At 33.2% G+C, this 886-nt stretch carries 1 protein-coding gene; it reads right to left on the bottom strand.

Going from position 1 to position 886, the window contains the following annotated elements:
- Positions 1–362 precede the first annotated feature (362 nt).
- The gene (locus IS446_RS00200; protein ID WP_203057151.1) at positions 363–755 is read right to left on the bottom strand and encodes a hypothetical protein; all 393 of its coding nucleotides are present in this window, start codon (positions 753–755) and stop codon (positions 363–365) included.
- Between the last annotated feature and the right edge of the window lie 131 nt (positions 756–886).

Below are 886 nucleotides of genomic sequence, written 5' to 3'. Positions count from 1 at the left end.
CTCCGGATAAAGAAAGTATAATGAGGTAACCCCTTGGGATCAATTGGTCGTCATTTCAAGAATTAAAACTTTAAGAAATTAAGTTTAAACGTTTGCAAATGGCTCTTTTAGCTGTCCCACTATTGGGACACATAAAAGAGCCTGAAAAGTTAATGAAGCAAGGAGTTTAGAATGACATCGTAATGGTTTATATACCTTGGTTGAGGGCAGTACTTTTAAAGTGCTTTTATGTTTGGCTTGTTTAGGAACTGCCTAATAAAGTAATGTGATAAAAATAGCTCGTTTACCCGGCCTGGTTTGAGGGCCTTTAAACGAGCTGAAGGAAGTTTCATTTATGGTTTATACACCATTGTTGTAGTGTGTTATTCCTTTGTTATTTTTAAATAATTCCTTCTTACAATAGGCAAATTCAACGCTATTATAAGGAGTAACATTATAATCGAATAACTGTAAAAAGTATTTTCAGGATTAAAGCCGAAAGCAACAATTACCCCATAAACTATTGCGGGTAAAATTGGCAACCAGAGTACGTATTTATTACTTTTAATTATTAATTTATCACCCTTCTTTAAATCCATCTTTAGTTCTTTACTTTTAAACCAAAGCACTTTTGCTGAAATAGTGTATGTTCCGGGATTAAGGCTTAATTCTAATTTCTCTTCTTCTGCGATTTCACAAATCAAATGATTGTTTGCGTAAACTTTGTACTTCTTAATTCCGGAGCCAAGTTGTTTTGGTCTGATGACGGTGATCATTTTTGATTGATTTTTAATAATACACTACAACGGCAAGGCTCGTATGTTTGCCCTAAGTGTTTATCGGTTAAGAATTTTCTTAAAAGTAAGATACTATATTTAGAACCACAATAATCAGATCAAAAAGAAGG

The sequence above is a fragment of the Robertkochia sediminum genome, assembly GCF_016786255.1.
Lineage (GTDB): Bacteria > Bacteroidota > Bacteroidia > Flavobacteriales > Flavobacteriaceae > Robertkochia > Robertkochia sediminum.
The sequence above is the reverse complement of the archived record's forward strand: the minus strand, read 5'-3'. Positions and strand labels throughout refer to the sequence as shown.